The sequence below is a fragment of the Rhodococcus sp. P3_B8 genome (assembly GCF_056402775.1).
Genome location: NZ_JBFUGT010000704.1, coordinates 1 through 523 on the forward strand (window position 1 = coordinate 1; position 523 = coordinate 523).

1 protein-coding gene is annotated in these 523 nt (G+C 69.8%); it reads right to left on the minus strand.

Features of this window, described 5'->3' with window-relative positions; genetic code table 11:
- Positions 1–112: 112 nt before the first annotated feature.
- A partial coding sequence (locus AC1D1G_RS45880) for a 3-hydroxyacyl-CoA dehydrogenase family protein (RefSeq protein ID WP_477957021.1) occupies positions 113–523 on the minus strand: 411 nt, incomplete at its 5' end.

A 523-nucleotide genomic window follows, 5' to 3' on the forward strand; every position in this document is an offset into this window, starting at 1 on the left:
GGCTCAGGCGGCACTCGGATACCCCACCGCGGTGAGCCGGAAAGAAGGGAGGTGCTTCCAGGTGGAAGCACCTCCCTTCCTTCTGACGAGGGTGCTCTGTGCGTCTGCCGCGTCAGACGACGGCGGCGTCCCGGAGGGCTCGGCTCGTACGGTAGCGAGTGTCGTGGTACGTCTCCCACAGCCGGTCGAGGATCCCCACGACTGCGCCCGTGCCCCAGGCCGCGGTCCACTCGAATGGGCCGGCCGGGTAGTTGGTGCCCAACCGCATCGCAACATCGATGTCATCGGCGGTCGCGACCCCATGCAGGGTCGTCTCCCAGGCCTCGTTGGCGATCACCGCGAGGGTCCGGGCCGCAATGAGACCCGGGACGTCGTCGACCGGGTACGCGTGAATGCCCGCGCGGTCCAGTAACGCCGCGACCGTCGACAGTGCCTCGGGATGCGACGCGGCCACCGCGAGCCCGGTGGCGTTCTCCGCCGAGATCCATCGATCGATCACCACCACCGGCGCCCCTCCCCGCGC